The organism is Cupriavidus sp. 01T418 (assembly GCF_056398885.1).
In genome coordinates this window covers 51,360-59,149 of the sequence record NZ_JBFTQG010000041.1, presented here as the reverse complement: position 1 = coordinate 59,149, position 7,790 = coordinate 51,360, and the positions used below count along the sequence as shown (strand labels likewise).

Annotated in this window: 8 protein-coding genes; 3 read left to right on the top strand and 5 right to left on the bottom strand. The window is 59.5% G+C overall.

Annotated features, from left to right (window positions below; genetic code table 11):
• Positions 1 to 349 precede the first annotated feature (349 nt).
• On the bottom strand, positions 350 to 1,456 hold the full coding sequence (locus AC1DQ3_RS28360; protein WP_477123471.1) for an MFS transporter: 1,107 nt from the start codon (positions 1,454 to 1,456) through the stop codon (positions 350 to 352).
• Positions 1,457 to 1,999: 543 nt separating this feature from the next.
• Positions 2,000 to 2,944, bottom strand: a complete 945-nt coding sequence (locus AC1DQ3_RS28355) for a VOC family protein (protein ID WP_477123470.1) — start codon at positions 2,942 to 2,944, stop codon at positions 2,000 to 2,002.
• A 280-nt stretch (positions 2,945 to 3,224) separates the two neighbouring features.
• On the opposite strand from AC1DQ3_RS28355, the gene AC1DQ3_RS28350 reads away from it, so the two are divergent.
• The 3 genes from AC1DQ3_RS28350 (at position 3,225) to AC1DQ3_RS28340 (ending at position 5,330) form a co-directional block, all read left to right on the top strand.
• Positions 3,225 to 4,358 carry an FAD-dependent monooxygenase gene (locus AC1DQ3_RS28350; RefSeq protein WP_477123469.1) on the top strand — a complete coding sequence of 378 codons (1,134 nt, stop codon included), beginning with the start codon at positions 3,225 to 3,227 and terminating at the stop codon, positions 4,356 to 4,358.
• A gap of 181 nt (positions 4,359 to 4,539) precedes the next feature.
• Positions 4,540 to 4,842 (top strand): group II intron maturase-specific domain-containing protein, encoded by a 303-nt coding sequence (locus AC1DQ3_RS28345; protein ID WP_477123468.1) that lies wholly within the window; start codon positions 4,540 to 4,542, stop codon positions 4,840 to 4,842.
• Between the two features lie 83 nt (positions 4,843 to 4,925).
• The gene (locus tag AC1DQ3_RS28340; protein WP_477123467.1) at positions 4,926 to 5,330 is read left to right on the top strand and encodes a FadR/GntR family transcriptional regulator; all 405 of its coding nucleotides are present in this window, start codon (positions 4,926 to 4,928) and stop codon (positions 5,328 to 5,330) included.
• A 73-nt stretch (positions 5,331 to 5,403) separates the two neighbouring features.
• Here the strand turns inward: AC1DQ3_RS28340 and AC1DQ3_RS28335 are convergent, their stop codons facing one another.
• The 3 genes from AC1DQ3_RS28335 to AC1DQ3_RS28325 are packed head-to-tail and all read right to left on the bottom strand — an operon-like array spanning position 5,404 to position 7,728.
• Positions 5,404 to 5,871 (bottom strand): PaaI family thioesterase, encoded by a 468-nt coding sequence (locus AC1DQ3_RS28335; protein WP_477123466.1) that lies wholly within the window; start codon positions 5,869 to 5,871, stop codon positions 5,404 to 5,406.
• On the bottom strand, positions 5,864 to 6,862 hold the full coding sequence (locus AC1DQ3_RS28330; RefSeq protein ID WP_477123465.1) for a fumarylacetoacetate hydrolase family protein: 999 nt from the start codon (positions 6,860 to 6,862) through the stop codon (positions 5,864 to 5,866). The genes AC1DQ3_RS28335 and AC1DQ3_RS28330 overlap by 8 nt, the downstream gene beginning before the upstream one ends.
• Positions 6,859 to 7,728, bottom strand: a complete 870-nt coding sequence (locus tag AC1DQ3_RS28325) for an ABC transporter substrate-binding protein (RefSeq protein WP_477123464.1) — start codon at positions 7,726 to 7,728, stop codon at positions 6,859 to 6,861. Before AC1DQ3_RS28325 ends, AC1DQ3_RS28330 begins: the two co-directional genes overlap by 4 nt.
• Positions 7,729 to 7,790: the final 62 nt, after the last annotated feature.

Below are 7,790 nucleotides of genomic sequence, written 5' to 3'. Positions count from 1 at the left end.
GACATGTTCGCGCCCCTCAGCCGGTGACAATTTTACTTCGCTGGGTGTAAGTCGCTGATTTTATTGATGTTGCGTCCGGTTGCGATGCCGCTGTCACGCGGATTGACGACATTACCTCGGAAACAGTGACAACTTTCCTTTGTTCTACGGGAGACGACGGCCGTTCCACGCTACAACATCCTCCACGCCAGTGCGTGCGCCCTCGTCACACAAAGTGCGGAAGATCCATTGTTACTACACTTCACGGCTGCGCCATCGCATTTGTATTGCAGCATGGTTCTCCGGTGAGGGCGGGGAATCCTAGACTTCAGAATTCCGCGGTCAGGATAAATGGCCGAGCGTGAAGAGTTCACACTGCCGGCGTGGTGGTAGGCAGCGTGGCCGGCGTGCTGCGCCAGGCTTGCCAGAAGCACATTGTCCCCAGGGCTGCGGCAGCGGCAACTACCATGCCGATGCTCTCGTACCCCAGATGTTGTGCCGCGACGCCGCCAACAATGGGTCCGAGCGCCGATCCCGCCATGGCCATCACCGGTGTCGCTGCTACTGCCCGTGTCGACGGATCATTGCGCGCCAGGAAGGCGAACACAAAGGTGTGGGCAAAGATCAGCACCCCCGGGCAAAGTGCACCGGCGACTGCATATGCGGGAAACAGGGTCGAATGCGTCAGCAGTACGCCTAGCGCGCCCTGCAGAAAAGGGCCGGTAAGCATTACCGCCCGAGCAGAGATGCGGCTTTCGAAGATGGCGGCCAGCATGCCAGGAAAGAGATTCACGAGGCCGACAGCAAGCAGTACCGCCATGACCTGCTCCTGACCGAAGCCGCGCGCGGCTCCAACCGGTTCGAGAAAGCTCAGCATCATGGCATTGTTCATCGTCATGAAGCTTGTCCCAACCATGGCGAACCACACCCCACGCGTTAGAGGGGCATGCGCGGCGAAGCCGCCTCCGTGTGAGCCTGAACGGCGCTGAGTCGGAAAGCCCAAGGCTGCGACTAGAGTTGCGACAAGCATGATGGCGGCCAAAACGAGGAACAGCGATGCGCCGCCCGTGGCGTTTACCAAGCGTGGTACGCCGCCCAGAAAGCCCAACGAAACGACACTAAGAGCGGTGAATCCAACCGCGATGAGGCGATGCGGATTGGCGCTCGAACCGATTGTTGAATGCGTGAATGAAAGGCTGCAGCCGACCGCCAGTCCACATAGCAGATGCAGCGCAACCATTGCGCCGTAGTCCCTCGTTGTGGACAACGCGAGGAAGCCTGCGGCCGCAATCGCGAAGCCGACAGGCGCGGCTACCGTGCCGCGAATGCTCCTGATGCGAGGTGAGAAGAACAGACTACTGGCTACCACTGCGCCAAGAAAGAGTGTGGCCAATGTACCAGCGCCTTGGGGATCAAGCCCATATTGTCCGATCAGGACGATCCCCACCCATACCGGCAGGGCAACAATGTCTATCATTCCAGCACAATGGCCCACTACGAGCGCCGCCCGGCCACCCAGACTATCAGCAGTTCTATTCACCGTTGTCTCCATCAAAAATAATACGAAACGGTGTGTTTCGTAATTGAGTCTAATGATAGATGGCTGTAGCAAACCACGTATCGGGTGAAACCCGGGTGTAGCGAGCCGGGTGTAGTGAGGCAGTGCTATGCGGGAGGGGGACGTTAGACTGTCGCCAGATGCATGAACTGAACGGCGAATGCTTAGCGGCCGAAGCTCGAACGGTCAAGCACGTACGCGTCGTGAGCGTGCTTTGGAGGGTTGTGGCGCGGCGTCTTGAGTACGAAGCGGTGGAGATCGGATCAGCTTCACTCTGGAGCAGGCGTTAGTCGGGCGACGTCCGCCTTATGCCCCAAATGTCGGAGACCTGCTGCGGTAGTGCGACGTGATTTGCCGAACGGTATTCTGGCGAAGATGTCTGCTTCCGCAGCAAGGTAGGAGAAGCGGCTGCAACAGTCACGCTTTGCAGCCGCTGGCCGGTCATCGAGACTGTATGAAGGCTTACAGGGACACCTTTGCGGGGGGCGGGCCGCCGGGAGCCCAGATTTCGCGTCGGTTGAAGAGATAGACCTGAGCGTTGTCTGCCACTGCCGGGGCCACCCGCGGTACCCATGAATCGTCGTGTTGGTCCATGTCCGCGTCGTACTCAATGTGGCAGCCCATTGGCGAGTTGAAGTACCAGAAATAATTGGAACCGAAGCGGTGGCGGCCCGGACCCCAGAAGGTCTCGTAGCCCTTTTCAGCGAACGCGTAACCTGCCTGAAGGACTTCGGAGGGGCCTCCCATATGAAAAGTGAAGTGATCACACCCTTGCATGACAGCGGGAGTCTGAATCAAGAAGAGGGTATGGTGGTCCAGCGTACCGGCCGGGCGGAGAAACGGCCCCATGTTGATGAAGCGATCACTAATGCGAAAGCCAAGGCGATTGACATAAAACGCCTCCGCCTTCTCGGTGTCGGGGACAAAGTAAACGACGTGCGACAGCGAACGTGGCCGAGGCGTGGGCGAGCCCTTGTCTGCCGGCGCTCCGGGCACGTTGACGCCGCGTCGCGAATCGCCAGGTGCATTGACGGCTTCCGCTGGCAAATCCAGCGGCCGGCGCACAGTCACCTGAAAACCAAGAGCAAAGCCGACGTCATCGACGGACTCGATGGAGCCATCCGGGAGCCGTCTTACTTCGCGGTCACGGCTCAGTTCCGTCGCGATGGCTTCCAGCGTGGCGTGGTCCTGGACGCCATACACCGTCTTGCGCAACTGGTTGGCCGTCTCGAACGGCCACGAGGGTAGCGAAGGGTCGTCCTTTGAAGCAATGATGACGCCGGTGCCATCCAACGCTTCGAATCGTCCGCCGCCCGTAGGCGTCAGCCCATAGTCGGTCAGAAATTGCGTGCAGCTCGCGACGTCTTCGACGCCGAATACGAGAGTGTCTGGTCCAAGAATCTTCATCGCTTCATGTCCTGTGGGTAGATTTGGTCACATGATACCGGTGCCTAAAATACCGATACGTGCAGTATCATAATACGGCCGAAGGCCGACGCAATCAAGTCGGTATCTGCTCCGATTTGGCGTGCCATCATGGGTGGAAACCCTGATCATAAAAACGATACGAGGCGTATATTATATGTATCTACGTCATGGATGTGGCGTTGCTGCGGTGCGCGGGAACAGCCAGGCCTTGAGGACGCCATCGGCGCTTCTCGGGGCAAATAGAAAACATGGAGACAATGTGAAATCTCAATACAGTGTGTTGGTAGTTGGCGGCGGCATCGGCGGTATGACACTCGCACATGGCCTGGCGCAAGCGGGAATGCAAGTGCGAGTAATCGAGGCGAGCAGAAGGTCTGAGCAGCAGGGCACCGGCATCTTCCTCCTTGGGAATTCCCTACGCGCTCTGGACAAGCTCGGACTCGCGGATGCCTGCATCGCAGTCGGGACGGGATGGGATACCGTCAGTGTGCGCAATGAAGCAGGGCACGAGACGAAAGATCAGCGACCACCGCGCACCTTTCGTCCGGATGCACCTGGCGCCATCGGCGTCATGCGTCCGAAGCTCGCTGAAGTATTGGAGTCGCACGCTTTGGCCGGCGGAGTGCAGATCGACTACCATACCACTGTAGAAGACTTTGAGCAGGTCCCGGACGGCGTCTCATACCGGTTGTCGAGCGGCGAGACCGGGCGCTGCGACCTTCTGGTCGCAGCCGATGGCACCTATTCCAAGACCCGCACCAAAGTATTTGGTGAGGAATTCAAGCCCACCTATGCTGGACAGGGTGCGTGGCGCTTTACCGTCGAGCGCTTGACGTCATTCGATGGATTTGCACTGTACAAGCACAACGATGGTCGAACGGTTGGCTGCCTGCCGTTGTCAGAAGAGCTGTGCTACTACTTCTTCCTGGAGAATGCGCAGGAACACATGCACATGCCTGAAGCGGAGCTGAGCGGCATGTTCAGGCAGCGCCTGGAGGGCTTCTCGGCGCCAGAGCTTCGCGAAGCGATTGCGCGCTGCGACGGTAGCCGCTACGTCAGCTATCGACCTTTCGACATCTTGCTTATGCCGGCGCCCTGGTACAAGGGGCGAGTCGCGTTATTGGGCGACGCCGCGCATGCCGTCACGCCGCAGTTGACCTCAGGTGGCGGGATGGCCATCGAAGATGCGGTAGTTTTGTCCGAAGAGCTTTCAGTCCGTGCAGATATTGACGAGGCACTTGCTTCGTACAGCGCGCGGCGGTTCGATCGTGTCCAACGCATCTACGAAACGTCGCTTGCCATTTGCCAGGCGGAGCAAGACCCGCATGCCGATGGAACCCGTGCCGTCGAGCTTCTGATGGAAGGTTACGGCATTCTCGCGCAGCCATTCTGAAGTCCAGTGTCGCAACTGGACAGAGCCTAACGAAGCAGGTGGCCCGCATCTGCGGGCTATTTTTGTGCGCCCAGCATGGGCGCACTCCTGCGGGCGCAAGTCCCGCCGTAAGTTGATCACAGCGAATGAAGCGAAGCGCAGGAAACTGACGCGCCGCAGCGGCGGACGTAGCCTATAGGCCGTGGTCGATCAGTTGCGTCCCTGGCTGATGGGTTGGAAAGCTTACTTCGGACTGGCGCAAACCTCCAGAATCTGGCGTTCGCTGGATGAATGGTTGAGGCGTCGGCTTCGGGCCCTGCAACTCAAACAGTGGCGCAGGGGCAAGACGATCTACCGCGAACTGCTTCGCCTGGGGGCTCCACCGCAGGTGGCGCAGTCGGCGGCGGCGTTATGCCGTCGCTGGTGGCACAACAGCCTATCGGCGATTCACCGGGTACTGACCACGGCCTACTTCGACAGCCTGGGACTACCCCGACTCGCCTGACCTCAAAGGGAACATTCGTGGGGCCGCGAGAAGCCACGCCAGGCGAGCAAAGCCTGGCAACTTCAATTAGCGTCGATGACATCATGAATGCCCGCTTGCTGTTCGAGCCACAACTCGCGGCGCAAGCGGCGATTCATGCGACGCCGGCGGACATTGCAAAGATAGATGCGTGTCTTGCTCAGATGGCAGAAACCGTGTCGTTCCCCCAGTGGAAGCGGCTGGACGAGCGCCTTCATCGGATCATTGCGGAAGCGACCCACAATGTCCTGCTAGTGATGCTGTATGACATGCTGCGGGCGCAGGTAAAGGCAAGCCTGGACAGCAGGGTGGAGGAAGTCTACGGTCAAGCGTCCAGTCCCAAAGCGACCACGGACGGCGAGCATGTGCAAATCACTGACGCAATTCGGACCCACAACCCATCACGGTCGGAGCAGGCAATGCGCGACCATTTGCAGTCCATCAGAATGCATCTGTTCGGTTTGCGCTGAAGACGCGTCTGCCCGCGGCATCAGAAGGGAGCCGCGGCCGACAGAAAGGGTGTGCCAAAGTGCTGGGGCGGGGCTATCCGAGGACATCGAGGACCGCGAAAGACGCGACAGCCTCCGCGATCAGCCGTGTCCTTTCGGTGTCATAGAGTTCAGCGCGAACGAACGCAACACGGCCGCCAACCCGGGATACATTTGCTTCAACCAGAAAGTCTCCGACCCGCGCCGACGCCTGCATGTTCACCGTGAGGCTGATTGTGGCGCATGTCTTCGCCGGCGGCAGCTTGGACAGAACGGCAAACGCCATGCCAAAGTCCAGCATGGACGTGAGCGTTCCACCTGCAACGACGCCATTTCCCTGGACGGAATGGACGGTAGCGGAGAAGCGTAGTATGACGGCGCCTGGACTGCCATGAACAAACACCGTCTGCAGTGCGTCCAGTGCAGGATTGGTCCGCAGCGGAACGTTGCCTCGTGCGGACGCAATGAGTTCGTGAATCAGAACGCGGTCCGCATTGTCCGCGACCACCTTGGCATCAAGCATCGTGGTCACGTTGGGCGACGCAGCGTTGGCGTTGCGAACCCAGCCCTTCGATGCTGGCTTCCATGACGTCACCCTCATGGAGGAACCGGTTGTGGTGCGTGCCATTGCCTGCAGGGGAGCCAGTACAAATGATGTCCCCCGGAAGCAGCCTGGTGTACCGGGAAATGTACTCGATCTGACGCTCGATCCCGAAAAGCATGTCTGCCGTCGTCTCGTCTTGCATGACTTTGCCGGAGACCGTCAGGCGCATGGAGAGCTGATGTGGGTCGGGCACGCAGTGGCGTGGTACCAGGTAGGGCCCCATAGGGAGAAAGCCTGGCTGCCCCTTGGAACGAAGCCAGTCGGTGCCAAGCATCTTGTAGTCGGTGCGGGCAATCAGATCCCGTGCTGAGATGTCATTGACGATCGTGAACCCTGCGACGTGTTCCCAAGAGCGTTCCAACGGAATGCGGTAACCGCCGCGGCCGATGACAACCGCCAGTTCCAGTTCCCAGTCGGGTTGGCTGGTGGTCCGTGGGAGCATCAGGTCGTCAAAGGGGCCGGATACGGCCGAAACCGGCTTGGTGAAGACGTAAGGTTCGCCGTTGGCCAGCCGGTCGTCCATCATCTTTTCTGCCCAGGCACGCAAGCCTGCTTCGTCCAGGCCTTCCGGACCCACTTTCATGTCGATGGTCAGATCTACCACGTGCTTGCGATAGTTCGCACCGGTACAGAAGATCTGACGGGGCAAGTCGACTGGAGCCCATGTCTGGACATCGTCTAGCGACAGCCATGGCGCGGTCTCTGGCAGATCGGAGACGACGCTATTCAGGACAGGCAGCAGTGTCTCCCAGTCGTCCAGTAAGCCGAGTACGCTTTTTCCTGTGAACACGTTTGCCGATGCGTTGTATCTGGACAGTTCGCTTAGCGGCAGAACTCGATGGTCTATCACCACGCCAGCGAAACGGGGCCCTTGATCATGGGAGAACGTCCCAAGCGCGTAATTTTTCATGCGTTGTCCTGCGAGGAGTTTGGCAACAGAGACTCGTCCACCATGGTTTCATACGACTCGTGCGAACCAGGCAGACCGAGAGACTTTCGATGTGCGATCAAGAGGGCGACACCGGTTTCGGCCGGGCGCAGCGTCGTGGGCACTGCATCAACCATGGCTTGGGCGGCCGGCTCGGGGAAGCCGGAGGTTGTCAGGACCTCGCGGGCCCACCCTGTGTTCTGGACGAGGGCAATACGTGCCCTCTCAAGATTTTGCAGCCAGACCGCGACATGCGGGCGTGCCGCCTTGTTGCCGCGGCGAATGACGACACCCTGGCCCGGGAAAACCGGGTAGTGCTGCTGAATCGATGCCACCGCCGACAGCCCTTTGGTGACCGCGACGGAATCGAATGGCGGACCCAGGAGCGTTGCATCGCCCTGACGCTCCAGTAACGCATCAAACCGCTCCTTCACGCCGCCAACGGGGGTGAGCAGGTAGTCGGATTCATCCAGCCCATGGTCCTTCAGCATCGCTCTGAGGGCGACCACAAAACCATTGTCCGGCGAGTCGACGAGTATGTTGGAGCCGGCCAATGCGCCGATCTGGTTGATGTTCGGTTGAGCCACGAGCGTAAGGGGCGTCGTAGATTCAATCTGCGCGACGATGCAGAAGTCCCGCGGACCCGGGCGCTGGTTCCAGGCTAGAACGTTGTCCATGGCGGTGACAACAACGTCCACTTCGCCAGCCACTAGTGCGTCGTACTGAGCGTCCGATGAAGTGTTTCGAATCGCCTGCAATGTGCTCTGCTGGGCTGCCGGCATGGCGGCAGCGATTGCTGCAAGCGCCGGCGTAACGAACCACATGGCTCGCAAGGTTTGTGTCTCCATTGCATCCTCTTTGTTCTGAGCTCCTGCACATTAAAGAACGATGCGTATCGTTTGTCAAGATG